At 61.3% G+C, this 26,017-nt stretch carries 22 protein-coding genes and 1 pseudogene; 8 read left to right on the forward strand and 15 right to left on the reverse strand.

Annotated features, from left to right (window positions below):
• Position 1 precedes the first annotated feature (1 nt).
• The 11 genes from J2857_RS22915 to J2857_RS22965 form a co-directional block, all read right to left on the reverse strand.
• Positions 2–1,006: an ABC transporter substrate-binding protein gene (locus J2857_RS22915; protein WP_210012374.1), complete on the reverse strand. Its 1,005-nt coding sequence runs from the start codon at positions 1,004–1,006 to the stop codon at positions 2–4.
• The gene (locus tag J2857_RS22920; RefSeq protein ID WP_210012375.1) at positions 1,003–1,800 is read right to left on the reverse strand and encodes a nucleoside phosphorylase; all 798 of its coding nucleotides are present in this window, start codon (positions 1,798–1,800) and stop codon (positions 1,003–1,005) included. Before J2857_RS22920 ends, J2857_RS22915 begins: the two co-directional genes overlap by 4 nt.
• Positions 1,793–2,560, reverse strand: coding sequence for an ABC transporter permease (locus tag J2857_RS22925; protein WP_210012376.1), 768 nt, complete (start codon positions 2,558–2,560; stop codon positions 1,793–1,795). Before J2857_RS22925 ends, J2857_RS22920 begins: the two co-directional genes overlap by 8 nt.
• Positions 2,560–3,333 carry an ABC transporter ATP-binding protein gene (locus J2857_RS22930; protein WP_210012377.1) on the reverse strand — a complete coding sequence of 258 codons (774 nt, stop codon included), beginning with the start codon at positions 3,331–3,333 and terminating at the stop codon, positions 2,560–2,562. Before J2857_RS22930 ends, J2857_RS22925 begins: the two co-directional genes overlap by 1 nt.
• A 302-nt stretch (positions 3,334–3,635) precedes the next feature.
• Positions 3,636–5,708, reverse strand: coding sequence for a formylglycine-generating enzyme family protein (locus J2857_RS22935; RefSeq protein ID WP_210012378.1), 2,073 nt, complete (start codon positions 5,706–5,708; stop codon positions 3,636–3,638).
• Between the two features lie 13 nt (positions 5,709–5,721).
• Complete coding sequence (locus J2857_RS22940) at positions 5,722–6,102, reverse strand: VOC family protein (protein WP_210012379.1); 381 nt, start codon at positions 6,100–6,102, stop codon at positions 5,722–5,724.
• Positions 6,103–6,116: 14 nt separating this feature from the next.
• Complete coding sequence (locus J2857_RS22945; RefSeq protein ID WP_210012380.1) at positions 6,117–7,502, reverse strand: ABC transporter substrate-binding protein; 1,386 nt, start codon at positions 7,500–7,502, stop codon at positions 6,117–6,119.
• Between the two features lie 8 nt (positions 7,503–7,510).
• Positions 7,511–8,350 carry an ABC transporter permease gene (locus J2857_RS22950; protein ID WP_210012381.1) on the reverse strand — a complete coding sequence of 280 codons (840 nt, stop codon included), beginning with the start codon at positions 8,348–8,350 and terminating at the stop codon, positions 7,511–7,513.
• A 2-nt stretch (positions 8,351–8,352) separates the two neighbouring features.
• A complete protein-coding gene (locus tag J2857_RS22955) occupies positions 8,353–9,363 on the reverse strand; it encodes an ABC transporter permease (protein WP_210012382.1) in 1,011 nt (336 codons plus the stop codon).
• Between the two features lie 130 nt (positions 9,364–9,493).
• Complete coding sequence (locus J2857_RS22960; protein WP_210012383.1) at positions 9,494–11,056, reverse strand: ABC transporter substrate-binding protein; 1,563 nt, start codon at positions 11,054–11,056, stop codon at positions 9,494–9,496.
• A gap of 251 nt (positions 11,057–11,307) precedes the next feature.
• Positions 11,308–12,165 carry a sulfurtransferase gene (locus tag J2857_RS22965; RefSeq protein WP_210012384.1) on the reverse strand — a complete coding sequence of 286 codons (858 nt, stop codon included), beginning with the start codon at positions 12,163–12,165 and terminating at the stop codon, positions 11,308–11,310.
• 158 nt (positions 12,166–12,323) lie between these two features.
• Here J2857_RS22965 and J2857_RS31315 point away from each other — a divergent pair.
• Positions 12,324–12,860: pseudogene (locus J2857_RS31315) on the forward strand (ATP-binding cassette domain-containing protein); the annotation flags it as partial.
• A gap of 24 nt (positions 12,861–12,884) precedes the next feature.
• Here the strand turns inward: J2857_RS31315 and J2857_RS22975 are convergent.
• The 4 genes from J2857_RS22975 to J2857_RS22990 form a co-directional block, all read right to left on the reverse strand.
• A complete protein-coding gene (locus J2857_RS22975; protein ID WP_348635710.1) occupies positions 12,885–13,586 on the reverse strand; it encodes a GntR family transcriptional regulator in 702 nt (233 codons plus the stop codon).
• A 373-nt stretch (positions 13,587–13,959) separates the two neighbouring features.
• Positions 13,960–15,204, reverse strand: coding sequence for an amidohydrolase family protein (locus J2857_RS22980; protein ID WP_210012386.1), 1,245 nt, complete (start codon positions 15,202–15,204; stop codon positions 13,960–13,962).
• An 8-nt stretch (positions 15,205–15,212) separates the two neighbouring features.
• Positions 15,213–16,778 carry a gamma-glutamyltransferase family protein gene (locus tag J2857_RS22985; protein WP_245363680.1) on the reverse strand — a complete coding sequence of 522 codons (1,566 nt, stop codon included), beginning with the start codon at positions 16,776–16,778 and terminating at the stop codon, positions 15,213–15,215.
• Between the two features lie 61 nt (positions 16,779–16,839).
• Entirely contained in the window at positions 16,840–17,529 is a 690-nt protein-coding gene (locus J2857_RS22990; RefSeq protein ID WP_210012387.1) for a GntR family transcriptional regulator, read from the reverse strand.
• Positions 17,530–17,778: 249 nt separating this feature from the next.
• Here J2857_RS22990 and J2857_RS22995 point away from each other — a divergent pair, with 249 nt between their 5' ends.
• From J2857_RS22995 to J2857_RS23025, 7 genes are all read left to right on the forward strand, one after another.
• Complete coding sequence (locus tag J2857_RS22995) at positions 17,779–19,338, forward strand: ABC transporter substrate-binding protein (protein WP_210012388.1); 1,560 nt, start codon at positions 17,779–17,781, stop codon at positions 19,336–19,338.
• 75 nt (positions 19,339–19,413) lie between these two features.
• A complete protein-coding gene (locus J2857_RS23000) occupies positions 19,414–20,379 on the forward strand; it encodes an ABC transporter permease (RefSeq protein ID WP_210012389.1) in 966 nt (321 codons plus the stop codon).
• A 19-nt stretch (positions 20,380–20,398) separates the two neighbouring features.
• Positions 20,399–21,343 (forward strand): ABC transporter permease, encoded by a 945-nt coding sequence (locus J2857_RS23005; RefSeq protein ID WP_210012390.1) that lies wholly within the window; start codon positions 20,399–20,401, stop codon positions 21,341–21,343.
• Between the two features lie 9 nt (positions 21,344–21,352).
• Complete coding sequence (locus J2857_RS23010; protein WP_210012391.1) at positions 21,353–22,546, forward strand: amidohydrolase family protein; 1,194 nt, start codon at positions 21,353–21,355, stop codon at positions 22,544–22,546.
• Positions 22,543–24,036 (forward strand): amidohydrolase family protein, encoded by a 1,494-nt coding sequence (locus J2857_RS23015; protein ID WP_210012392.1) that lies wholly within the window; start codon positions 22,543–22,545, stop codon positions 24,034–24,036. Before J2857_RS23010 ends, J2857_RS23015 begins: the two co-directional genes overlap by 4 nt.
• Positions 24,033–25,019 carry an ABC transporter ATP-binding protein gene (locus J2857_RS23020; RefSeq protein ID WP_210012393.1) on the forward strand — a complete coding sequence of 329 codons (987 nt, stop codon included), beginning with the start codon at positions 24,033–24,035 and terminating at the stop codon, positions 25,017–25,019. Before J2857_RS23015 ends, J2857_RS23020 begins: the two co-directional genes overlap by 4 nt.
• Positions 25,016–25,984, forward strand: a complete 969-nt coding sequence (locus J2857_RS23025) for an ABC transporter ATP-binding protein (protein ID WP_210012394.1) — start codon at positions 25,016–25,018, stop codon at positions 25,982–25,984. Before J2857_RS23020 ends, J2857_RS23025 begins: the two co-directional genes overlap by 4 nt.
• The last annotated feature ends 33 nt before the right edge of the window (positions 25,985–26,017 follow it).

Below are 26,017 nucleotides of genomic sequence, written 5' to 3' on the forward strand. Positions count from 1 at the left end.
CTTACTTACCGATCGTGGACGGATCGACAACAAAATCAGCAGCCTTGGGGGCCGCGTCGATCACCTTGTATTCCGCCAGAATATCGGCGTTTTTCTGCCAGCCCGCAAGATCAGCGGCGCCAAGGCCCTTGTTCTTGGTGAGCGGGCTCTGCCAGACGGATGGCACGAACGTCTTTTCGAAGGCCGTCGTCAGGATCGCCTTCTGCTCCTTCGGCCAGGTGGGCGTGTATTTGTTCAGCGAGATATCAATCGCATCGCCGACATGGCCGTCGATGACCCATTCGTAGGACTGGGTCACAGCGGTGGTGAAACGTTTGACCAGATCTGCCCTCTGCGAAACGCTCTTGGCGCTCGTGACGACGACGTTGCCGAAAGACGGCAGGAAGTCGTTCGATAGGATCATCGTAACCTTCGTACCGTCGGCTTCCAGGTTGTACTTACGCAGTTCGGAGAAGATGATCGCATCGACCTGGCCGGACTGCAGCGACTGCATGATCGCGCCCGTAGCGACCACCTCGACCGTAACATCGCCGAGCGACAGACCTGCCTGTTTCAGGCCCACCTGCAGCTGCAGGTAGTTAGGGCTGGCCAGGCTCGTAACTGCGATCTTTTTTCCCTTCAGGTCCTTGTAGGTCTTGATACCGCTCGCTTCCTTGGCGAGCAGCGCACCGATGCCGCGCTGGTAGGTCGTGTGTACGACCTTGACCGGCAAGCCGTTGGCAGCGGCGGCCACGACTGCGTCACCGTTGGGGAAGCCGAAATCGACATTCCCTGCAGCGATATTGGTCAGGATGTCCGCAGCGCCGGCATAGATGAACTCGACCTCGATGCCGTTCTTTTCAAAAATGCCCTTCTCAACCCCGGCATAAAGCGGAGCATAGAACGGAACGGCGGCGCCGTCGATCTGCATTACGACCTTGTCGGCGGCCAGAGCCGCGGAGTCGAACAGCGGTGAAGTGAGCAGGGCCATAAGGCTTGCTGCAGTCATGACGCGAAACTGTATCATGGTTGGCTCCTGAGTTCCCATTCATTGGAGGAAAATGCCCTTCCGGCTATCCGCAGAAGGTTTCGTTGGGTTGCCTCATAGTCGTCGAGCCAGTCGTCTGTGACGCGATTTCCATGGACACCAAGTAGGCAGCTGGTTTCGAGGCCGACGGCGCTTCCAACCGTTAGAATGATCTCGCTTTCCATTTCGACGCCGATGGCGCCCTTGGCCTGGAAAGCATCAATGAAATTGCCGTGACCATGATCCGCGCCCTCCAGCGGGCGATAACGGCGGTCCTGACCGAAATAATAGCTGTCGGTCGATGCGACCATGCCGGGGCGGCAGACGAGATCGAGGCTGGCCGCCGCATCCACGAGGCCTTGCGTGATGCGAGCAGATGCCTGAGCCTTACCACCGGCAGCACGATAGGTGAGCGCAGTACCCGTGTCGCCGATCGCCCGGTCGACGGCGACGAAACTGCCGACATTATACTCTGCCGCCAGCGCCGACATGCCTCCGATGCGCACGACGCGCCGAGCGCCGAGCATGGCGAGTTCGACCAGGGCTATTTCCGTCGAGGGGCCGCCGATGCCGGTCGAGCAGATCGTCAGGCGCTTGCCTTCATAGGTGCCGGTAATGACGGCAAATTCGCGCTTGCGGCCGAAATCCGTGACGTCTTCCAGCATGCCGGCCAGCAGGCGGACGCGGTCCGGATCGCCGGGTGTCAGCACATTTTCGGCAATGTCGCCGGGCCCGCAGGGCAAATGCGGGGGACGGCCATTTTTCCAGGGGAAGGCAGCGCTGGTCTTAGCCATTCGCCACGCCTTTCCACGACAGCAGCCGGCGTTCAAGGATCGTCAGCGCCACATGCAGAAGCAGCCCGAGGGCCACGGTCGTCAGCACGGCCGCGAACAGAAGCGGTGTCTTGTACGTCGCGGATGCAAAGGTCATCAGGTAACCGAGCCCGACCTTGCCCGCCATCCATTCCGCCAATACGGCGCCGACAAGTGCCTGTACCGCGCCGATCTTCAGCCCGACGAAGACCTCCGGCATGGCCGCCGGCAATTCGATCTGGCGAAAACGCTGCAGTCCGCTCAGCCCGAGCAGCTTCGAAAGATCCTTCATCTTCGGGTCGAGCGTCCGGAAACCGGCGACAGCGCCGATGAAGACAGGGAAGAACACCAGCGAAAAGACCAGAACGATTTTCGCCATGATGCCGAAGCCGAACCAGACCACGAAAAGCGGCGCGAGCGCGATCTTCGGTGCCGTCTGGAGAATGACCAGCGGGCCATCGAGCCAAGTAGCAAGCTTCGGGAAGCGCGTCATGACGTAGGCGATCGCGATGCCCGCGATACAGCCGAGGATGAGGCCGGCGATGATGTTCTGCAATGTGAAGCCGAGATGCATCCACAATTCGCCGGTCATCGCGATGCCGGCAAGCGCGTTCCAGGTCCGAAGCGGCGAGGGCAGCAAATAGGTCGGCATGGCCATCGGGCCGGTTGCGTACCACCAGGCGGCCAGAAGCACGAGCAGCGCCAGAGCGTAATCGACCGCCGCGGAAAGGCGCCGTTTCATCAATGCGCCTCCCCGGCGGGCGTTCTCAAGTCACGCCGCAACTGGGCAACGAGTGTGTGGTAGGTAGGATCGAGCTTGGTGTCTTCGCCCCGCGGGCGTGCAAGATCGACGTCATGCACGCATTTCAGCTTGCCGGGCCGGGCCGTCATCACCATCACCCGGTCGGCGAGGTAAGCGGCTTCCTCGACGCTGTGGGTCACGAGCAGGATGGTCTTTCCGGTCGACTGCCAGATCCGAAGCAACTCGTCGTTGAGGTTGTCGCGGGTCAGAAGATCGACGGCCGAGAAGGGTTCATCCATCAAAAGGATCGGCGGATCGTCGGATAGCGCGCGGGCAATGGCGGCGCGCTGGCGCATGCCGCCGGACAGCTGGCGCGGCAGGGCCTTTTCGAAACCTGAAAGCCCGACCATCTTGATCAGGTCGAGCGCGGTCTTGTCACCTTGAGCGCGACGGACGCCGGACGTATCGAGGGGGAAGCGGACATTCTCGAGGATGGTCTTCCAGGGCAGCAGCACCGGTTCCTGGAAGACGAAACCGACCGGACGCACGGCGCCTGCCACGTCGAGGGTAATCGTACCGCCGCTTGCCTGGTCGAGACCGGAGATCAACCGCAGAAGCGTCGACTTGCCGCATCCGGATGGGCCGACGATCGAGATGAACTCGCCTTTCCTGATCGTGATGCTGACCGGCTCCAGCGCCGTGACCGTTCCATGGTCCGCAACGAATGTTTTGTGAACACTCGCGATATCGATCATCCGCTCCGATTGACCCACCGATAACTCCATGTCTGCTAAGGGGGAGAACTATTGGCATTGCTGGGGTTTACGCCCGCATCCTACCAGTCCCGCCTCGGAAAGCGGCCAAGCTTTCACAGTATCTCCATGTCGGCAAGGGAAATCTCAAAGATGAGATTTATATCATAATTGCTCACATAATCTCTCACGCTGCGGTAGCAATTACGCTGCGCCCCCACCCGTCAACATAGTTTCCTCGATAAAGTCCGCGGCAGCGCATGACATGTTCAATCCGGTCCGCTCGTCATAGAACCCCTCGAGGCGCGGCTCTGCGAGGGCCTTCATTGCCACCCTCCGTGGCGCGCCGCCTTGGCGATCACGATGCGGAAACCGTTTCCCCGCCAGAAGCCGTCGGGTTCGAGGCTGCCGCGATAGGTGCAGCAGGCCTTCAGCTTGCCGCTGGAGAAACAGCCGCCCCGCAATATTCTACGAATGGATGGCGCAGCATCCAGTGCTTCCCGTCCATCGTCGGCGTAGGGATATGTGAAGCTCGGCGTCGCCATGTCCTCGCCCCAGAGCGTCGTGCCCCATTCCCAGACCTGGCCGGCCATGTCGTAGCAGCCATAGGGGGAGCGGCCCCTGGGAAACAGTCCGACTGTGCAGGTGTTGTTGAAACCCGCCTCCTCGGAATTGGCCGCATCATCCCGCCAGATGCTGCCCCAGGGATAGACGATCGTTTCGTCGCCGTAATCCGGCTGGTCGCCGCGCGCGGCACGTTCCCATTCCGTTTCGGACGGCAGCCGGACGATCTCGTCGGCGCGGATCCTACCCGCGTCTCGCCAGCGATCGGTCAGCCAGTCGCAATAGGCACATGCGTCGCGCCAGGTCAGATCCGTCGCGGGCGCATTGCGGCGGTCCTCGGAAAAGCCGTCGGGGCTGCGCCAAGGCCTTCCGGTTTCCGCAATGAACGTGCCGTAACTCGCGTTCGTTACCGGATAGAGGCCGATGCGGAAATCACCCACGACGGCTCGATGCGGCGGCGCCGAATTGGGATGGGTATTGGAGCCGAAGGTGAAGCTGCCGCCTGGCACATCCGCCAGCGCTTCGAGATCGCGAGGATCTCCCCAGACCGAAAGCTTGCGGCCGGCCTTTTCCCGCTCGGGAGCGGTCAGTGCGCCGTCGCCGATGATCGCAAGGAGAAGAGCGGCAATCCGGTCCCGCAGCGCGCCGGGACCGGTAATGATATCCGCGGCGAGCAGCCCGCCGCGCAGGACGTCGTCGCCCTCTCCGCTGATCAGAGCTTCGATCAGGGAAACGGCCCTGTCCGAGCCGGAAAGGCGAGCCGCCAGGCTTTTCAACACCGGTGCCCAGAGCGCCGGCTCGGTACGGAAGGGCCGGACGGCTTCTTCCGCAGCTTGGGAGGCAAGATGACGGGCGGCAAGCAGTTGGCGCACGCGGCTCACCGGCATCACGCCCGGATCGTCGAGCTTGCCGGTGAGGGCATCGAAAGCCAGGCCGCAGAGAAAATTTGCGGTCTGCTTGTCGCCGGCCACCTTCAGAAGCCAGCTGTCAGCTGCGGCTTCAGCCGTTTGGCCGGCGTCGCCGCCGATCATTGCCATGGCGAACTGGGCGGGATTGGCTGCAGCGGTGCCAAGCGCGATCCCCGTCGCCTCGAGATCGAGGCCGGCAAGTTTTGCGGCCGCTTGACGACGCTGGACGCCAAGCAATGGCAGGAGATCATGACGGACCAAGCCCTGGGGCATCGGCCAGCCCTTGACGACGGAAGCTTCGCCCAAGGCCAGCAGGCGCACGCCGGGATGATGGGCCTGAAGCAGCAAGGCCTCGTTAAGGAGGGATATACCGCCGGTGCCGGCGGCCTCGACGCCGTCCAGGATAAGCAGCAGGGTTGCATCCGATGCCGCCCATGCGCCGTCGGACAAGGCTCGCGCCAATCCCGGAAGGGTATCTTCCAGCAACGTCGCTAATGTCTTGTCGGCAACGACTGGGACGTAGAGCGGCAGGACATCGTCCAGATCCCAGTTTTCGGAATGCACGGCACCGCGATCGTTACGAGAAAGTGGTAGGGGAGAATAACCGCCGGAAACGAGCCTGAAAGCGAGATGCTTCGCGAAGGTCGTCTTGCCGCTGCCGGTTTCTCCCGAAAGCAGCAATGCCGGATTGTCTCTCACCACTTCGAGCGCCGAGAAATACACGGCCGGTTCCGGCTCCGTCTGGTCCTTCAGCTTGCGCAGACCCTTTGCGGCCTTGTCCTCGAAGCTGAAATTGACGAGCAACGGGATATAACCGGTCTGCAGATCCGCCACCGAACCGTCCGGCAACGACAGCAACGGTGCCAGTCCGAATTCACGAGCTTTCGAGAACAGCGCAGCACGCAGCACGGTCGGTACGGTCATCTGATCGGCCCCATCAGAACAGTTTTGCGACATCCGGGTCATGGAAACGCTGGATTTCGATTGCGTAGCCGGCTGGATCCTCGAAGAAGAAGTGTTCGCAATAGGTGCCGCGCAGCATCCCCGACAAGCCTTTCACCCCGGCTTCCTTCATGCGGCTGTGCCAGCCTTCAACGTCCTGTGCCACAATGGTCAAGAGGACCGCGTTCTTTTCCTGATGCTTCAGGTGGCCGCGATTACCGTCGACGATGCCCAAATAGCACTTGCCGGCGATGCGATAGATGCGCGCCAGGCCCTGATCCAGTACCAGTTCGAAGCCGAGTACCTTTTCGTAGAAGGGAGCGACGGCGTGGATGTCTTCGTAGTAGAAGAAGGTGATCGAGTAGTCTTTTTCCATGTCTTATCCCTGACTCAGCGAATGTTGAGCGTGCCCTTGTGATCGATCGATAGCCCGCCGATGCCTTTACGCGCCGCAAAGACATCGATGGGGTGAACGAGATAAAGCCAGGGCGGGTTTTGATGAAGCCGGGTCAGACAGCGCGCGTAGGCCAGTTCCCGCTCGGCGTCATCGACGGCGTGGTTGGCGGCGGCGATCAGCGCCTCGGTCTCCGGGTCGTCGTAACCCTGCCACCAGACGGCTTTCGTCTTGGCTGAAATCTTGTCGTTCAGGATACGGTAGGTGCTGTGCGGCGAAGAATCGAAGATCGCCATGTCGCCCATTTCCTTGCGGCCGATCTGGCGCGCATATTCCGGCCGGTCCAGCTCGGTCTCGACTTCAACCTCGAGCCCCACCGCCTCTAGCGAAGCCGCCACGAAACGGCTCACTTCCGGTGAACGTTCGGGCATGAAGGTCGGCGTACGCAACCGGATCGGCCCGCCCGCATCAATATCATCGAGCAGCCGCTTCGCCTTTTCCGGGTCGTGGCCGATGGCAGAGAGGTTCGCCTTGCCGGCGCCGAGATGGAAAGGGCTGACGATGGTCGAGGACGGCACGGCAAGACCGTGGAAAATCTCGTCGGCAATCGCTGCGGTATTCACTGCATGGTTTACAGCAAGTCGCGCCTGCGCCGAGCGGAAGACGCCCTGGCTACAATTCAGATAGTACATGACCGACAGTGTATTGATCGCCTTGCCCCATTCAAAGGCATCGTCGAAGACGAGGCGGCCTTCCACCCGTTCCAAATTGAGCGCGGCGTCGATACTGCCGCCCCGGAGTTGAGCGTAGCGCGCTTCCGCATGTTTTTCCGCCAGCACCACAATATGCTGCGGTCCGGCTTCACCGTTCACCCGCTCCAACACAGCGCGCGTCAACGGTTCGAATTCCGCCACCCGATAACGTCCAGTACCCAAGACAGGCAGGCCACCGGCATCGAGACGGCAGATATAGAACTCGGAAAAGATGTCGAGGATATCGGCGATGGGATCGGGATTTTCGACACCGACGACGTCCGGTCCTTGCGCCGTGATGCGCGCATCCTTGAGGTAGCGCGCATAGGACCACTTCATCCCGAACGTATCGACAGCTTCGAGGATGCCATCGATGAAGCCGATGATGTCTTCCGCCACGCAGAGCTTGCCGTCATGGAAGATTGCGCCTTCGCGGATATGGAAACGCCATTTGCGGCCGTCAACCGAATGGGTCCAACGGTCGAACAGCGCCGGCCGCACGAAACCGTCCTCCCATTTCAGCAGCGGTTCGAAAACGAGGTTCTTCAGCGTCAGCACGCTGGTATCGTCGGTGACCCGCGTCGGAGGCAGGAAATCCACTTTTTCCAGGCTGATGGTAAGCGGGCGCACTGGCAACCTTACTCGAGTTCGTTGCGGCGACGCGGATTGAACCAATCCGCCAGGCTATCGCCGATCAGGTTGAAGGAAAGAACGGCCAACAGGATCGCCATTCCGGGAGCGAGAGCCACCCAGGCGGCGCTGCGGACAAATTGCAGGTTTGCAGAAACGTCGGCACCCCATTCCGCCAGGGGGGGCTGGGCACCGAGGCCCAGGAAGCCGAGGCTGGCGGTTTGCAGAATAGCGCTGCCGAGCGCCAGCGTCGACTGCACCAGCAAGGGGCCGAGCCCGTTGACGAAGATGTAGCGCAGCAGGATTCGATGGGTGGGCAGACCAAGTGAAATTGCGGCCTCCACATAGGGCTTGACGGAAATGCTCAGCGCCTGGCTGCGCGCGACGCGCGCGAACTGCGGCGCCAACGTGACGGCAACAGCAAGCATGGCGTTCTGGAGGCTCGGCCCGAAAGCCGCCGCAAGCGCGATCGCCAGTACCAGCGCGGGGAAAGCCAGAATGGCATCGACGATACGCATGATGATGCTATCGAGCCAGCCTCCGGCAAAGCCTGCCAGCATCCCGAAGAAAACGCCGATCACGAAGGCGATGGCAACCACCCCGACGCCGATCGTCAGCGTCGCCCGGCCGCCATACATGATGCGGGTCAGCACATCGCGACCGAAGGCGTCGGTGCCAAGCCAGTGAGCAAAGGTCGGGGCCTCCAGCTTATGGAGGATATCGAGCTTGGTCGGCGCATAGGGCGAAACCGGTGGCCCGATGGTGATCAAGCCAATGAGCGCGACGAGGATGACAAGGCCGACCACGGCCAGCGTATTGCGTCTCAAAAAGGTCAGGAGCTCACGCACGATCACTCCATTCTCTTGCGCACGCGCGGATCGAGGACTCCATAGAGCAGGTCCACGATGATGGAGGTGAGGACGAATATGAGAGCGAAGACCAGCGTGGTGCCCTGAATGACCGGATAGTCACGATTCTTGATCGCTTCGAACATATAACGGCCGATGCCCGGCCAAGCGAAGATCGTCTCGGTCAAGATTGCACCGCCAAGCATTTCCGCAAATTTCAGGCCGATAACGGTGATCGCCGGCAGCAGCGAATTGCGCAGGCCGTGGTTCAGCACAACATCCGAACGCCGCAACCCCTTGGCCCTGGCAGTACGGATGAAATCCTCACCCATCACGTCGAGCATGGTATTACGCACGAAGCGGCCAAGCGTGGCGGCGAGAAAGGCGGCGAGCACCGCAGTCGGCAGAACGAGATGCTGGACCGCGCTCCATGCCGCCGCGAAATTACCGGTGATGATGCCGTCGAGAATGGCGAAACCGGTCACGGTTTCCGCCGTCAAAAAGGAGCTCATTCGTCCCGATACAGGCAGCCAGCCGAGATAGGTCGCGAAGATCAGCTGCAGGATGAGCGCCAGCAGGAAGGCCGGCATCGACACACCGATCAGCGAAACGACGCGGGTAATGTGGTCGAAGATGGAGTTGGGCCGGACGGCCGACAGCACACCGATCGGAATGCCAAAGATGATGGCGACGATGACGGCAAGAACCGAAAGCTCGATCGTCGCCGGCAGGCGCATCAGGATTTCGTTTGTCACGGGTTGGCCCGACTTCAGGGAGAAACCGAGATCGCCTTGCAACAGACCGAATACGTAGTTGGCAAATTGCAGGATCACCGGCTGATCGAGATCGAGCTGGGCCCGCAGCGCATCGATCTGCTCCTGAGCCGCGCCCGGACCGAGCAACGTCACGGCCGGATCGCCGGGTATCAACCGGACCAGTGAAAAGACAATCACCAGCACGATGCACATGACGGGTATCAGCGCGATCAGGCGGCGTATGATGAAACTCGCCATGCTCTCAACTCATTTGTAAAGCCGCCCGCACAGGGTCGGGCGGATAGACGCCTTCCCGCCGCGCCAGGGCAAGGACAGCAAGGAGGCGGGCAGCCCGAAAATTGCCCGCCTTAGTCTTGGGAGAAGACTATCACTTCTTGGAGACGGACCAATATTCGTTGAGCGGCGGCGCACTGTTGACCACAAGGCCCTCGACGTTGGCACGCTGGAAAACGATCAGCTTGGGGCTGAACAGATAGGCACCCGGAACCTTCTTGGCGATCTCTTCCTGCACCTGGAAGTAAAGCTGCTTGCGGGCGTCCATGTCGGAGGTCTGCTGAGCCTTCAGGACAAGATCGTCGAGCACTTTATCTTCCGGCATACGGAAGGTCATGGCCGTGTTGGCAAGCGACGAGAGGTAACCGATGGTGATGTGGGCGTCCGGGTCGTTGTACCAAGGCTGGCGCCCGTCGAGCGCGACGTCGAACTGGCCGGAAGTCTGCAGCGCACGCAGCGCCGGGAACTCCGTCTGCTGGATGGTGGCATTAACGCCGATATCGGCCAGGTTCGCCTGCACGAAGGTGGCAACCGCACCCCAGAGCGGACCCTGGAAGCTGTAGAGCTTCAGATCAAGGCTCGAGGGGTCGACCTTGGCTTCCGCCAGCAGCTTCTTGGCGAGCGCCGGATCGTATTTCGGAGCCAGCTCCTTCATCTTCGGGTTGAAGGCCCAGCTGTTGGTGGTCAGCGGGCCATAGACGCGCTCGGCCGTACCGCCGAAAACGCCCTTCAGGAGACCATCGTAATCGATCGCATACGTAATCGCCTGGCGAACCTTGACGTTGGCGAACGGACCGTCCTTCTTGTTGTTGTTGAATTCGAGCTGACGAATGATCTGGCTCGACGTCTCGAGAATCTTGATGTCCTTGTTCTTCTTCAGCGCCTCGATATCCTCGGCGGCGATTGCGGACAACTGGCCCTGCTGCTGAACGATATCAACACCGCCGCTCTCAAGCTCCAGACGGCGGGTGGAGGCGTCTGGAATGACGCGATAGATGATCTTCGAAAGCTTCGGAGCACCGCGGAAATAGTCCGGATTGGCTTCCAGAACGACATTCGTATCGGCCTGCGCGCCCTTGAAGACGAACGGACCGGTACCAACCGGATTGGCGGCGAACCTATCGCCGAACTTCTGCACCGCCGCGGGGCTGACGATGGCCGATTGCGGCTGCGCGAGAATGGACAGGAAGGCCGGGTACGCAGCGGAAAGCGTGATTTTCACCTCGGTCGGGGACACGACGGCGATGTCCTTGATCAGGTCGAACGTCGCCTTGACGTAGGAATTGGTGGCCTTGGTACGCTCCAGTGAGAATTTCACTGCAGCCGCATCGAAAGGAGTGCCGTCCTGGAACTTGACACCATCCCGCAGCTTGAAAGTAAATTCCTTGCCGTCGGCGGAAATGGTCCAGCTCGTCGCCAGACGTCCTTCGAGCTGTTTGAATTCCGGCGACGTCCAGGCGACCAGCGTATCGAAGACGTTGAGGATGATTTCGCTGCCGACCGGCTCCGCCTTGTTGCCGCCGGGCTCAAGGCCGACCGGATCGGAAGGAACCGCAACGACAAGCGTCTTCGAGCGATCTTGAGCCTGCGCGTGTGTGCCCGCCGATATCAGCGGCACGGTGACCACCGCTGCCGCAAGACCCTTCCAGATATTCATGCTACGACCCTTCCCTGGCCATGGGCCCTTCGGAACCCGCTTCCATACATCGCATCAATCGGCACTCGCGCCTCAACTGATATACTACGAAATATATCAATGGTGCTTAGACATGTAAAGTCGAAGTGACACTGTTTTAGACAAAGAGTGTCTACGCACATTTTTTGTGCTGGATGCGCAAACCACGCCTGCCATCCACCACGATAAGAGAATTTCGCCCTAAGGATGGTTGTCCTTTGATCGTCCATCAATCAAAAAGGATCGGCACCGGTAATCACGGGACGGGTCGTGTCTGAAACCCATGCGGACCACGATCCCGGGTACATCGCCGCCGGTATTCCGATGGCGGCAAGCGCAAGCACGGTGTGTGCGGCCGACATGCCGGCACCACAATAGACGCCGACGTCGCAAGAGCCATCGACGCCCAGCGCGCGGTACATCTCTCTCAGCGTGGCGCTGTCGGTGAAGTTGCCATAGTCGGTAACGTTATCCAGCGCAGGCGCGCTGATCGCACGAGGAATATGGCCACGCGCGGGTTGACCCTCCGCAATGGGACCACCGATGTAATTGGGCCGAATGCGCGCATCGAGAAGTATTCCCTCTTTCCCGAAGCGAAGAGCATCGCTCGCGTCAAACACAGGCATATGCCCCGGCGACAAGCCAATCGTGCTTGGCTGCACAATGGTGATGGCGTCCGTCGTTGGAAGACCGGCCGATACCCAGGCAGGAAACCCGCCGTCCAGTACGCGGACATCCGGCAGACCCGCCCATTTCAGCACCCACCAGGCGCGGGCGGCTGTCATGCTGCGGTCCCCGTCATAGATGACGATCGTGCTTTCCGGCCGCAGCCCCCATCGGCGCGCCTTTTCCTGTAGGACTCCGATCTCGGGAAGCGGGCGCTGACCGCCCTCCACGGATGGCGGCGATTGAAAATCAGAATAGGCTTCCGTATCGACCGCGCCTTCGATCCGCTGCCCCTTGAAGGACGGCTGGCCGGTATAGGGATTGATCGAGTGGACCGCCAGAACCGTCACATCCGCGCCTGAATTGCGCAGCCCATTCAGGTCGAGCGGCGTAAGAAGAACTGATTTGCGAACGTCATCGGCCATGACACCCTCTCCCGGAAACGATCACTCCGTGAAATCATCCTCGTTCATCGGAACCTTCTTGGCAAGATGAAATATCTTACGTAATATCTTACGCGGCCGAATATGGTCGGAACCACTCGCTTTCCGCTCCGTAAAGCCGCCAGGAGTCGATTACTTGACAGTTCTCTCCGTCGAAATCTGACGACTTCCTTTCGGCGGTGGGCCTGACGGCTGAGATGGCCCGCCGTTTCCCGCACGAATTCTCTGGCGGCCAACGCCAGCGCATTAGCATCGCCCGCGCTTTGACGCTTAACCCTGGTCTCATCGTTGCCGATGAAGCGGTTTCCGCACTGGACGTTTCGATCAAGGCCCAGGTCGTCAATCTGATGCTTGAACTTCAGGAGAACCTGAAGATAGCCTTCCTCTTTATTAGCCATGATATGGCCGTAGTGGAACGCGTCAGTCATCGCGTGGCGGTCATGTATCTGGGAGAGATCGTCGAAATAGGCTCGCGCGCGCAGATTTTCAGCAGACCGCAGCATCCGTATACCAAGCGCCTGCTCGACGCGGTGCCGATTGCCGATCCCGCTCGCCGCCACCTGCGGAAGGCGCAGCCCGGGATGGAAATCGGCAGTGCCATCAGACCGGCGGACTACGTCCCGGTCGAGGCCATATATCGCGAGCACGCCCCGGGGCACCTGGTGAAGCAGAACTGATACCGCAAAGGCCCGAGCAGCCCGTTAAAGCGAGATACCTGACTGCGGATTGGCGACCATCGCCGCAAACAGCCCCTTGCGGGTATTCTCGTTGTGCTCGATCATCGCAAGCCGGGCCTTCTCGCTGTCACGCTGCCGGAGCACCGCCACGATACGATGGTGGTCGTTGATCGTCTCCGGATTGATGTCGCGGATTCGTGTTCCCATGTAGAAAAGCCGGGCGCATTCTTCCAGGTGGCTCATCACCAGCGAATGCAGGCGCGGATTGCGCGATCCCCGAGCAATCGCGGAATGGAACGTCTCGTTCGACGTCACGAACGTTTTGGTGCTGACATCTTCACCAACGATGTAACTTGCATCCGCCAACCCGTCGAGGGCATCGAGTTCATCTTCGGTCAGGCTTTGGGCGGCCAGAGCCGCCGCGGTCCCTTCGAGCACGCCCCGAACTGCAAAAAGGTCGTTCATATCCTTCAGGGTCACCGGCGTGACACGATATCCGCGACGGGGAAACGCCTCCATCAAGCCTTCGACGCAAAGACGCGCGAGCGCTTCCCGCACCGGCGTCTTGCTCATCTGCAACTGATCGGCCAATTCCGGCTCCGAAACGTCCACACCGGGCGGAAGTTCACCCATTATGACGCGTTCACGCAATATCGCATAGGCCTGCTCCGTCAGCGATTTCCCACGCTTTTCCGATGAAACCGCCGACTTGTCAGTCCTGTTCACATCTCTCTCCGTACCCCCGCGAGGCCCCAACGTCTCTGCCTGACTCCGGATTTGTCTCCAGCGCCGAGATGAGCCATGACTTCTAACACGGAATTCGATTCCGCCAATCTTGACCAACATGCTTTGACACAGCCCAGGCCAGAAATATACTACGTGGTATATCTAATTTGAGCAACATCTCGTCTATGTGCGCCCAATCCCTCGGGTCAATACGTTGCCGAAATTCTCGCAATAAATCCAAATAGCTCCGCCTCCGTCACGAATTCGATGGAGGTATGTTCGGACCAATCGGGATTCGGCATCGCCGAATCCGCTTATCTCGCAGCGCTCGGCCTTGGTTCCCGCTTTGGTATCACCTCGCTCGGTCAGTCCCCTATCGACCGGCCAGGCCTCCGTGTTCCAGAATATGCGCTCTCGGGCGGACGAATGTCTTCCTGCCGGCCTTCCAACCGGCAAGAGGCGAGGCGACCGTACGGATTGCGCTGCGCTGATCTACTGCATCGAGGACGACGATATCCGCCGCTCCTCCAACGGAAAGGCCGTGTTCGGCACGCATGATGGCGGCGGCCCGCTTGCCCACCATTTCGAACACTTGGTCGATATCTTTGTCGCGGGATAGCTGCATGACATTGGCATACAGGTTTGCCATGCGCACCAGCGATGCATCGCCGAACGGAGTGAAGGGGTTGAGTACGTTGTTGGTCGCGATGGCGGCCTCGACGCCGTCGGCAAGCAGCAGATGAGCAGGTGCGATGCCGCGCGGGGCATTGGACAGGTGATTGCGCCCCATGAGGAAAAGATCAGTCGCTGGCAGGACCGTCAGGGCGATCCCGGCCGTGGCGATCTCCCGCCCGATTGCCGAACGGTCCGCTGGGTTCAAGGTCGAAAGATTGGTAACGTGTCCGATCACGACACGTCCACCATAACCGTTCGCGCGTGTCGCCTCGACAACGGCCGGCAGGTCCGTCTTTGCCGGATCGAGGCTGAAGTCGAGGTGGAAATCCACATCGACGTCATGTTTTTTTGCGAGAGCAAATATTCGTCGGATGTGTTCTTCCGGGCGCGGGTCGGTGTAGGGGCAGCCGCCAATCATGTCCGCCCCAGTCGCCAGCGCCTCATCCAGCATCGCTTCCGTTTCGGGCTCCTGGGTCAGCCCCTCCTGGGCGAAGGCGCAGATCTGGATGTCGATCGCAAACGCAAAACGCTCCCGGACCCGTTTGATGGCCTCGAAGGATCGCATGCCAGCGCGCGGGTCGATCTCGACGAATGTCCGCATGCGGTTGGTGCCGTGAACAATGGCCTGGCGGACGATCGCTGAGGCGCGATCATGGACGTCCTCTTCGGAAAACCCAGCCTTGGCCTTGGCGGTCTCGCGTACCGCTTCCTCCAGTGTGCCGGCACAGATCGAGCAGCGCTCCAGGATGCAGGCCTTGTCCAGGTGGATATGACTGTCCACGAAGCCGGAAAACGCAAATTTTCCATCGAGGTCTTCCTCCTCGACCGCATCGCAGCGAATCTGCGGTCGCATATCGACGATGCGACCGGCCCTGATCGCGATGTCGATCGGATGCGGCTGCCGCGAGACGCGGGCGTTGCGGAGAACAAGGTCAGCCTGCATCTCTTGCCTCAAATTCCCATGGCACAGCCGTCGCTGCGCGGGTCGTGGGCGCCGTCGATCCATCCGTCGCCGCCCACGCGAATGACGCCGGCCTGACCGGATAGTGGGTTCAGTGCCGGGATGGCGATCGTCTCATGCCCGCGAGCGGACAGCGCGCCAAGGACACCCTCGCCGACGGACTCTTCGATCTTGAGATTGTCCCTTGAATCGGAAAACGTGCGGCCGAGCAGGAATCGCGGCGCGTCGAGCGCCGAAAGCGGATCAAACCCGTGGTCGATCAACCTGCTCAGGAGGACCGTGAGCGTCTGCGGTTGGCCGTCTGCCCCTTGCGTTCCGTAGAGGAGGCAAGGTTTGCCATCCCGCAACCCCATGCCCGGGTTGAGCGTGTAAAACGGTCGCTTGCCCGGCGCGAGCACGTTGGGACTTGCCGGATCGGTGCTGAAGGCAGCTCCCCGGTTCTGCCATAGGATGCCGGTGTCACCCAGCAATACGCCGCTTCCCCAATCATAATAGGTGCTTTGCAGGACACTGGCTGAACGCCCTTCCGCATCGACGGCCGCGAGATAGACCGTATCGCCGGTCTGGAAGCGGGCAGGCCACGGCATGGCTCTCTGCGGGTCGATGGCTGAGACCTTGCGTGCTAGAACTTCGTCGGCAAGCCGTTCATTGCATGCCTGCTTGACATGATCCGGATCGGCAATGCGACCGCGGTCGAGAAAAGCCTGTTTCACGGCTTCGACGCACAGATGGTAGAAGTCGGCGGAAGCGGGATCAATGTCCTGCATGGGGAGTTTCGACAGGATGCCCATAATGGCAAGCGTCGTCAGTCCCTGCGAAGGCGGGGGCGGGGCGAGAAGTTCGACATTCCGATAGGTCAGAGAAATGGGTTCGACAACCTGGGCGGATGTCTTTCCCAGGTCGCGGAAACGGATCGGACTGCCGGCTGCTTCCAGGCTGCAGGCTATCTGTTGGCCGAGTTCCCCCTCATAGAATTCGCGATGGCCATGCAGCGCCAGCCGTTCCAGCACCTTGGCAAGTTGCGGTTGCCTCTGCGTGCCCTCCGTTACGAAAAATGTACCGACGCCGGGCCAGTCCGCGATCTCCGCATTCCGGAACTCGTGCCAATATGACTGGGATCGGCTGACCGGAAAACCGCCTTCAGCCAATTCGATGGCATCGCCGAGAAGAGTTGCGAGGCTTCCGGTTCCCTGCCAGTTCTCCCGCGAGTAGCGGAGCGCTTCACCCCAGCTGTCGATCAGGGCAGCGGTCGTCAGGGCCGAAAGCGGGCCGCGTATTGGAATCGTGTCGAGCTCGGGCAAAACCTCAGCCGCCTGCCCTATGCCCATAATCGCCTTGCGTCTGCCGGTGCTGTCCGCGACGATCCAGATCGCGTCTCCGCCCAGCCCGCAGAAATGCGGATAAAGAACGGTCAGCGCCGCACCAGCCGCAACGACCGCTTCGATTGCTGTGCCGCCGCGGCGTAGCACTTTGGCACCGGCCTCGCTCGCGGCGTGGTGGGGAGTGGTGACCATGCCGCGCCGGGACCGTGCTGCAGCGGTGCTCGTCTGGCGCATGAAATCCTCCGGCAAAACCTCTTCCTTTCGGCAGTCGCGCCCGACTTCGGTCTTCAGTTCATCATTCCGACGCGGACATGTAGCGGCTGAGGATCTCAGTAATGTCGGGACCATCATCCTTTTCGTCCGCCTTGGCACGATCCTCCACCGCATGAAGGTGATGATCCATGATGCGGCTCGCCGCAACGGGATCGAGGTTCTTCAACGCCTCGATAAGGTGGATATGCTCGTCGATACCGCATTCCGCAGAATGCGGGCGGCCGAAACGGGCCAGAATCAGCGAAGAACGCGAAACGACCTGGCTGATGAAGTCGATCAGCAGTTTCGAGCCAGTCAGTTCCGCCAGGAGGATGTGAAATTCGCCAGCGAGACGGATGGAACGGGGCGAGGAGGCCCGAAGCGCCCGCTCCTCCTCCCGCACATGGCTGACCAGGGCGTCGATACCGTCTTTCGGCATGCGCTTGCACAGGCGTTCGATCACTTCCCGCTCGAGGCAGCGGCGGAGCGCAAAGACCTCTTCCGCCTCTTCCAGCGTCGGCATGGCGACGGCTGCCCCGCGGTTCGGCTTGATTTCCACCAACCCGTCGGAGGCAAGGCGGACCAGCGCATTGCGTGCACTCGTTCGGCTCACGCCAAACGTATCGCCGATCGAGTCTTCCGGGAGCTTTGTTCCAGGCTTCAGGGCCTGTTCGAGAATGGCACGACGAAGCGATGCGTAGATCGCGTCGCTTCTGGTCAGATTCGTGGACATCGCTTCGCTTTCCGCTCGAATACATTTTAAGCGGCATATTGCACAAATTTTGTACCATTTCTAGCCGCAAAGATCGCATTCAATTTTGCCTTGAAATTGCATACGAGATCATCTAGCGTTTGATCAATGCCGCTATCAACGGCGTCAAAAGTGGCATGTCGCAGCCATTTCGATGTTGTCGGTCAATTTTTCGCAGGAAACATGCATGCAAATCAATCGTCGGATTGAATACAACGTGAGGGGAATGAAATGATCAGAACAAGCAGACTGCTGGTGACCGGGGCTGCCCTGCTCGCCTTGTCGACGCCGACGATGGCCGGAACGCTGAAGTGGGGTGCATCGCGCGACATCAGCTCGCTCGACCCTTATTCCTACGGGGACAGCTTCGCGCTCGGCGTGCTCAATCACGCCTATGAAGGGCTGATGCGCTACGATCGCAATCTCAAGATCGAGCCCGCACTCGCCACGTCCTATGAAATCATCTCGCCCGCCACCTGGCGTTTCAAGCTGCGTGAAGGCGTGAAATTCCACAACGGCGCGGATTTCACCGCCGAGGATGTCCAGGCTTCGCTGTTGCGCGCCACGAACCCGAAATCGCCGCTCCGCGGCAACATTCCGGCTTACAAGGCCTCGCGCGTTATAGATGCCCACACGATCGAGATCGATGTTTCCGCCAATTATCCGCTGCTGCTCAACGACCTGACGACGATCTACATCTTCGATGCGGGCTGGCTGAAGGACAACAAGGCCGAGACCCCGACCGATGTCGGCTCGGGTGTCGAGGGTTATGCCACCTATAACGAAAACGGCACTGGCCCGTTCAAGGTCGAAAGCCGCCAGCCGGATGCCAAGACCGTCTTCGTCAAGTATGACGGATGGTGGGATAAGCCGCAGCACAATATCGACCGGATCGAACTGACGCCGATCGCGTCCAGCGCGACCCGCGTGGCCGCTCTCCTGTCCGGTGATATCGACTTTACCGACCAGGCGCCAGTGCAGGATCTGCCGCGTCTCGAGGCCGCCTCATCGCAGGTCAAGCTTCTCGAAGGTACCGATCTTCGCACCGTCATGATCGGCTTCAGCCAGCGCGATCAGCTTCTGTCGGGGGCGTCGAACCCGATGAAGGACTTGCGCGTCCGCCAGGCGATGCAACTCGCTATCGACCTTGATCTCATCCAGAAGCGGGTGATGCGCGGCAAGTCGCGCAATGCCGGCGCCCTCGTTGCCCCGCAGATCCCAGGTTATGACAAGGCGATCGACGAGCCCGTCAAGGCCGATCCGGAAAAGGCCAAGGCGCTTCTGAAGGAAGCCGGCGCCGAAGGTTTCGAGTTCGAATTCAACTGTGCCGATAGCCTGGTGAACGAAGAACAGATCTGCCAGGCCGTCGCCTCCATGTGGTCGCGCATTGGCTTGAAACCGAAGTTGGATCAGGGGCCGCGCGCCGTCCAGACGCCGAAGCGTTCGGCCGGCAAGGTGGATGTCTATACGCTTGGCTGGGCAACCCTGCCGATGCTCGACACCTACAGCCTGACGTCGCAGGTCCTGCATACGAAGGAAGGCTCCTTCGGCATCTTCAACTGGGGTGGCTGGTCCGACAAGGAGTTCGACAAGGTGACGGAAGCCTCCGCCATCGAACTCGACCAGACCAAGCGCCTTGCGATGGAAGCACAGTCGCTGAAGATCGCCAAGGATCACACCCTGATGATCCCGCTGCATCAGCAGCCTCTCGCTTGGGCGACAAGCGCGAAGGTAAAGGATTTCCCGCTCTTTTCGGATAACCTTCCCCGCCTGTGGCTGGTGAAGATGTAATCCTCAAGGCCCCCGTCGCGGAACAAGCCCGGCGGGGGCCGGTTTCTTCCTTCGTCCAGATCAAGGACCCCCGCCATGCTCGCCTTCCTCGTCAAGCGGATCGGTAATGCCGTTCTCGTCATGCTGACGGTCGCCTTCTTCGCTTTCCTGATCTTCCGTTTTCTGGGAGATCCGGTGGAGATGATGGTGAACGAGAGTGCGACCCAGTCCGACCGCGACGAACTGCGGGGCCGGCTCGGGTTGAACGATGGCTTTCTCGTCCAGTACGTCCGCTTCGTCACGAATGCCGCACAGGGCGAATTCGGCCTGTCCTGGCGTAATCAGCAATCGGTGATCGGCCTGATCGCCGAACGGTTCCCGGCCACGTTCGAACTGGTCATCATCGCCACCTTCCTGTCGCTGGTGATCGGCATTCCGCTCGGCGTCTTCACCGCGATCGGGCGAGGGCGATGGTGGGCGGAGGGACTGCAGTTCAGCTCGATCGTCGGCGTCTCTCTTCCAAGTTTCTTTGTCGGCATTATCCTGATCCTGACGTTTTCCGTCACGCTGGGCTGGCTACCGGGTTATGGCCGTGGCGATGTGATGCGCATCGGCTGGTGGTCAACCGGATTGTTGACTGCATCTGGCCGTGCCGCCGTGGTCCTGCCCGCACTTTCGCTCTCGCTTTTCCAGATCACGCTCGTCATGCGGTTGGTCCGGGCTGAGATGCTCGAGACGCTGCGTGCGGATTTCATCAAGTTTGCTCGCGCCCGGGGCGTCAAACGCCGGCCCCTCTGGTTTCGCCATGCGCTGAAGAACTGTCTGATGCCGGTCGTCACCCTGACGGCCATGCAGGTCGGCAACCTGATCGCCTTCGCGCTGGTGACCGAGACGGTTTTCCAGTGGCCGGGAATGGGCATGCTGTTCATGCAAGCCGTCACCTTCGTCGATATCCCGGTCATGGCGGCCTATCTCTGTATCGTATCCTTCATCTTCGTGACGCTGAACACGCTCGTCGATATCGCCTACGCGGTCATCGATCCGCGTCTGCGCAACGCGTGAAAAGCGCCGGGAGACTCGTATGACCGCCATCGAACCCGTCAAGCAATCCGCCCCGTCCCGTTTCGCACGCTTGCGCCAATCGGATCTGTGGTGGAGTTTCACCCAGCATCCGTCCGCGATTGCCGCCGCCGTCCTGCTGATCGTCCTGATCGGCACGGCTTTTCTTGCTCCGTGGTTCACGATGCAGAACCCTTACGATCTGGCCTCGTTGGACCTGCTCAACGCCGAAATCCCGCCGGTCTGGATGGCGGACGGGCAGTGGCCGTTCATTCTCGGCACTGATGTCCAGGGGCGCGACCTGCTTTCGGCGATCCTTTACGGTTCCCGCGCCTCGATCGTCATCGGCGCAGCCTCCGTCGCGGTTGCGCTGGTGATCGGCTCGGCGCTCGGGCTGATCGCCGGCTATTACGGCAAATGGGCCGATGGCTTGTTGATGCGGGCGGGCGACGTGCTCCTCTCCATGCCGACCATGCTGATCGCCATCCTGGTATCGGCACTCGCCCGGCAGCTTCTGCCGCCCTATCTGCGCGAGGTCGGCGCTTCGGGCGTGATCGTCTTCGCCATTTCGCTTTCGGCCTGGGTGCAATATGCCCGCACGGTGCGGGCGCAGACCATGGTCGAGCGCAATAAGGAATATGTGCAGGCTGCCCGGCTGATCCGGGTGCCGACATGGCGCATCCTGCTGAAGCATATCCTCCCCAACACCACGACGCCGCTGCTGGTGACGGCAACCCTGAATTTCGGACTGGGCATACTGATCGAAGCGACACTGTCCTTCCTTGGCGTCGGAATGCCGCCGGAGCAGCCGTCACTTGGCACGCTGATCCGCATCGGCAACCAGTACCTCTTTTCCGGCCTCTGGTGGATCGTGCTCTTTCCAGGCCTGCATCTCTGTCTTCTCGTCGTCTCCATCAACGTGCTCGGCGACTGGCTGCGCGACGCCCTTAACCCCAAACTGCGCTGAGGCATGACCATGACCGATCTCCTGATTACCAATGCAAGGCCGATGGGCGGCGCTGCCGTCGACATTCTGATCAAGGATGGCGTTATCACCGCAATCGGCCGCGGGCTCTCCGCCGAGAATATCCCTGTCGAGGACGGGGGCGGCCGGATCGCTATTCCGGGCCTGGTCGATGCCCACACCCATCTCGACAAGTCGCTTCTCGGTTATCCCTGGTATGTCAACGAAGTCGGCCCGCGCCTGATCGACAAGATCGACAACGAACGCAAGGTGAAGCGCGAATATGGTCTCGACGTGCATGTCCAGTCGATGCGACAGTCGCTGCAATCGGTCGGCTATGGCACGACGTTGATCCGCACCCACGTGGATATCGACACCGACCAGGGGCTGGCCGCGCTGGAAGGCGTCACGGAAACCCGGCGCCAGCTGGCCGGCGTGGTCGAGATCGAAATCGTCGCCTTCCCGCAATCCGGGCTGATGCGCCGGCCCGGCACCGCCGAGCTACTGGACAAGGCCATGGCCATGGGTGCCGATCTGGTCGGCGGGCTGGACCCCTGCGGCATGGACCGCGACCCCAAGGCGCATCTCGACACGATTTTCACAATCGCCGAGAAATACGGGAAAGGTATCGATATCCATCTCCACGAAGGCGGCGCGCTCGGCACCTTTTCCATGGAAATGACCTTCGAGCGTATCCGGGCCTTGAGCATGCAGGGCAAGGTCGCCGTAAGCCACGCCTTCTGCCTCGGAGATCCGGACTGGAACGCAACACAGGCGCTGATCGACACATGCGCCGAGCTGGATGTGCCGATCTTGACGACTGCCCCGCCATCGCGGGAAGTGCCCTCCCTCAGGCGCCTGCGCTCGGCCGGCGTGCGCTTTGGCGCCGGCATCGACGGTTTCCGGGACACCTGGGGACCCTACGGCAATGGCGACATGCTGGAGCGCGCCATGCTGCTCGGCATGAAGAACAACCTGCGGCGCGACGACGAGCTGTTGATGGCACTCGACGTCTGCACGACCGGCGGCGCCATCGCCATGGACCGGCATGCGCACGCGCTTGAAGTCGGCGGTCGGGGCGATGTCGTGATCGTCGAGGGCGAGAGCGTCGGCGAGGCAATCGTCACCCATCAGCCGCGCAAGCTGGTGGTCACGGCCGGAAACGTCGTGGCACGCGACGGTGCAAGCCTGCGAGCCCGGCCATGACGACAGCCTGGTCCGCCCTCCCCCTCGGCAAACGGCCGGCCGGCCGTTGGGCGCTTGCGTCGCGTTTCGCGATCGCCGACCTTCCGGAAGGCCGCCGCCTCATCACCGACGGTGAAGTGGTCATCGAGAGCGATCGCGTCATTTGGGTCGGTCGCCGGTTCGAAGGGGAGCTTTCTGCCCGCTATGACATGGGCGACGCTCTCATCGGCCCGGGTTTCGTCGATCTCGACGCTCTCTCCGATCTCGACACGACCGTGCTCGGCATGGACAACCAGCCCGGCTGGAAGAAAGGCCGAGTCTGGCCCGCGGATTACGCCGACCGGGCCTACGAGATGTATTCGCAAGAGGAACTCGCCTTCCAGAAGCGTTATGCCTTCGCACAGCTTCTGCTAAACGGCATCACCTCGGCGCTGCCGATTGCTTCCCTGTTCTATCGCGCTTGGGGCGAGACGGTGGCGGAATTCGAGGCGGCTGCCGTCGCCGCCGAAGATCTGGGCCTGCGCGTCTGGCTCGGGCCGGCCTATCGCACCGGCGGCGTGATCCTCGACGAGGCGGGCACGATGCAGCCTGTCTTCGACGAAGAGCGCGGTCTTGGCGAGTTGGCAGCCGCAGCAGCGTTTGCCAAGCGGGTGCAGGGCTCCGCCGGCGGACTGGTCTCGGGCATGTTCGCCCCGGATCGGGTGGAGACCTGCACCGAGGCGTTGCTCCATCGGACGTTTGCCCATGCGGACGAACTGGACATGCCCGTGCGCCTGCACATGGCGCAGGGCGAAATGGAATTGCAGACCGTCCGGCGCCTGCATGGCATGACCGCCCCGCAATGGCTCGATCGCCTCGGCGTTCTTTCATCCCGCCTGATCGCGCCGCATGCAACGGTGGCGACCGATGATGATCTGCTGTGTTATGCGGCGAACGGCGTGACTGTCGCCCATTGCCCACTTGTATCCGCGCGCCACGGCTCCTCGCTGAAGTCCTTCTCGATGCTGAAGGCGAAAGGCATCCGTCTCGGCATGGGTACGGACACGGCACCGCCCGACATGGTGCTGAACATGGCCGTCGGCATGATGGCGAACCGGCTCGCGGAAGGCAAAGGCGATGCCGGATCGGCGGCCGAATTTTACGATGCCGCGACGCTCGCCGGCGCCGACGCGCTAAAACGCCCGGATATCGGGCGCATCACGCCGGGGGCCAAGGCCGATATCGCCGTGTTTGATATGGCCGATCGGATGATTGCGCCGCGCATCGATCCGATCCAGACGCTTGTCTATGGTGCGACCGGCCGCGTCACCCGCGCGACGATCGTCGATGGCCGCCTCTGCATGCGCGACGGAGCTGTGGCCGGGATCGACCTTGCGGCCGCGCGGGCCCAGGTTCAGACGCAGTTCGAGGGGCTGATCGCGCGGTATCCCGAGCGGACATTCGGCCATCCACCGGTGCAGGAGATTTTCCCGCCGAGCTATCCTCTGGTCGAGAACGAGCCATCGTCATGAGCACCGCCAGCCCTTCCCCTGCCCTCGAAGTCAAAGGCCTCTCAGTCGAATTTCCGACACGCAGGGGAATATTGACGGCCCTGTCCGATGTATCGCTGACGATCGAACGCGGCGAGATTCTCGGCGTGGTCGGCGAGTCGGGGGCCGGAAAATCGATGACCGGCATGGCCGTTCTCGGCCTTCTCGAACCTCCCGGCCGAGTCTCCTCCGGCGAAATTCGCATCGCCGGCAAGCGCACCGACAATCTCAGCGATGATGAAATGGAAAGCGTGCGCGGTCGCATGGTCGGCGCGATCTTCCAGGACCCGCTGACTTCGCTCAACCCGCTTTTCTCCGTCGGCCAGCAGTTGGTCGAAACGATCAGGCTGCATTCCGACCGAAACCGGACGGAGGCCCGTGTCCATGCGGTCAACCTTTTGAAACAGGTCGGCATTCCCGGCGCCGAGGAGCGTATCGATCACCATCCGCACCAGTTCTCGGGAGGCATGCGCCAACGGGTTGTGATCGCGCTGGCATTGGCCGGAAATCCGCAGTTGATCATTGCCGACGAGCCCACGACGGCGCTGGACGTATCGATCCAGGCGCAGATTACCACGCTCTTGCGCAGGCTCTGCCGCGAGCAGGGTGCCGGCGTTATGCTGGTCACCCACGACATGGGCGTCATTGCCGAGACGGCCGATCGGGTGGCGGTCATGTATGCCGGCCGCGTCATTGAAGTCGGCGCCGTCGAGGATGTGCTGGCCCGGCCGAAACATCCTTATACGCGCGGGCTGATGGGCTCGATCCCCGCACTCGGCGCCCGCGTCGAGCGGCTCACGCAGATCGATGGCGCGATGCCTCGCTTAAATGCCGTTCCCCCCGGCTGCGCCTTCAATCCCCGCTGTCCCGAGGCAGGGTCGCGCTGTCTTCAGGTTCGACCGACCCTGATGCCCGAAGGGCAAGGCGCTGTAGCCTGTTTGCTCCATGATGGAGGCGTCGCATGAGAAGTCCATTGAACGCCCTTGAAGTCGACCAGCTCACGCGGGTCTTTGACGTCTCCTCGCCCTGGCTGAACAGGATGATCGAGCGGAAGCCGAAACGGTATCTGCGTGCGGTCCAGGATGTGACCTTCGTCGTCCAGAAGGGCAAATGCCTCGCGCTTGTGGGGGAGTCTGGTTGCGGCAAATCGACGGTGGCGCGGCTGGTGACGGGACTTTACGAGCCCACCGAAGGTGCCATCATTTTTGCGCAAGCGAATGATGGCACTCCGATGGAAGCCCAGATGATTTTCCAGGACCCCCATGCAAGCCTCAATCCGCGCTGGCGCGTCGGCGACATCATCGCCGAGCCGATCCGCGAATTCGCACTACGCGACAGTGGCGAGGCAACTGCCGTGCGCGTCGCCGAGTTGCTGAAGGTCGTTGGTCTTTCGCCGGATGATGCAGGACGTTATCCGCACGAATTCTCGGGTGGCCAGCGGCAGCGCATATCGATTGCCCGGGCGCTGGCGAGCGAGCCGGAATTCCTCGTCTGCGACGAGCCGACCTCGGCGCTGGACGTCTCGGTTCAGGCACAGATCCTCAACCTGATGCGCAAGCTTCAGGACGAACTCGGCCTGACCTATCTTTTCATAAGCCATAATCTTGCGGTCGTGCGTCACATGGCGGACCGGATCGCCGTCATGTATCTCGGCCGGATCGTCGAGGAGGCGGATACGGAGGTCCTGTTCGCCAATCCACAGCATCCCTATACGCAGCTGCTGTTGCAGACGATCCCCAACGTCGCCTCGCCCAATCGCGACCGGCAATTGATGGGCGGCGAGCCCCCCAGCCCGCTCGATCCGCCGAAAGGCTGCTCGTTCCATCCGCGCTGTCCGCTCGCGTTGGACATATGCAGTCAGGTCGCACCGGCCGTGCGCGCCCGGAAGGGCGGCGGAGCTGTCGCCTGCCATCTTGCGCCGCAATTTTGAACATGCGGCGTCGTAAACGGATCAGGGAATTTC

Origin of the sequence: Neorhizobium galegae (genome assembly GCF_017877055.1) — a bacterium.
GTDB classification, from domain to species: domain Bacteria; phylum Pseudomonadota; class Alphaproteobacteria; order Rhizobiales; family Rhizobiaceae; genus Neorhizobium; species Neorhizobium galegae_D.